Origin of the sequence: Moraxella equi (genome assembly GCF_002027555.1) — a bacterium.
GTDB classification, from domain to species: Bacteria; Pseudomonadota; Gammaproteobacteria; order Pseudomonadales; family Moraxellaceae; genus Moraxella; species Moraxella equi.
The window spans coordinates 1-1,070 of the sequence record NZ_MXAP01000197.1 but is presented as its reverse complement, the minus strand read 5'-3'; the positions used below and the strand labels follow the sequence as shown (position 1 = coordinate 1,070).

The 1,070-nt window shown below is 36.8% G+C and carries 1 pseudogene; it reads left to right on the top strand.

Annotated features, from left to right (window positions below):
- Nucleotides 1-84 precede the first annotated feature (84 nt).
- Nucleotides 85-1,061 (top strand): annotated as a pseudogene (locus B5J93_RS13215) (IS30 family transposase).
- The last annotated feature ends 9 nt before the right edge of the window (nucleotides 1,062-1,070 follow it).

The window sequence follows — 1,070 nt, the reverse complement described above, 5'->3', positions numbered from 1 at the left end:
CTTAAACATACAATCCAACCGCAACAAATGAAAAGATGTTCATAATTACTTATAATATTGTTACCACACAAATAAAAAGTAACCATGAACACCCACAAACATCTTAGCATAAATGAACGAGAAAAGATAATGTTAATGCTTGCACAAGGCATAAAACCCAGTAAAATCGCAAGCATGTTAGGATGTTCTCGTTCAATAATTTCAAGAGAAATATCAAGAAATTGTAAGTTAAACCAAGCATATAGTGCCAACACGGCTCAGATAAACTATGATAAAAAACGTCAAGCATGCAAACCTAAGTTTAAATTAGATGACAAAGAGTTATGTCAGTTGGTGCATGATAAGTTTTTATGAGTCACAGGTGGTCTCCAGAGCAAATCAGCAAACGTCTTAGGCTTGAGAATACAAAACACCAAATAAGTGCCAATACAATTTATCGAGCCATTTATCATGGATGGTTTGATGAAGGTGGCAGATTGGCACGTCGTAAGCTACGCCATAAAGGTAAGACAAGACATGCTAAGACTCATGATGAAAAGCGTGGTAAAATTAAGATCAGTCATGAATTATCAGAACGTCCAAAGATGGCTGATTTAAGAGAGCGGACAGGTGACATAGAGGCAGACACTGTCTTGGGTATCTCTGGTGGTCATTACCTACTCACCTTAGTAGATAGAAAAAACCGTTATCTGTGGTGCAGAAGATTGCCTGCCAAGAGGGCAGAACATGTACAAACTGCAATGATTGATTTATTAAAGGATGTAAAAGTCCATACAATTACCCCTGATAGAGGAAAAGAGTTTGCTCATCATGAAAAAATCAGTCAGCAGTTAAATGTAGAGTTTTACTTTCCCCCACCAAGACATCCTTGGGACAGGGGAAGTAATGAAAATACCAATGGACTGCTTAGAGAATATTTCCCTAAGCATCAAGATTTAAGCAAGTGGCATGAAAGCGATATTATCAGTAAAGTAAATGAACTTAATCATAGACCCAGAAAGTGTTTAAACTGGAAAACACCTTATGAGGTTTATTTTGATGAAGTGTTGCAGTTGGTTTGATAATTCAAG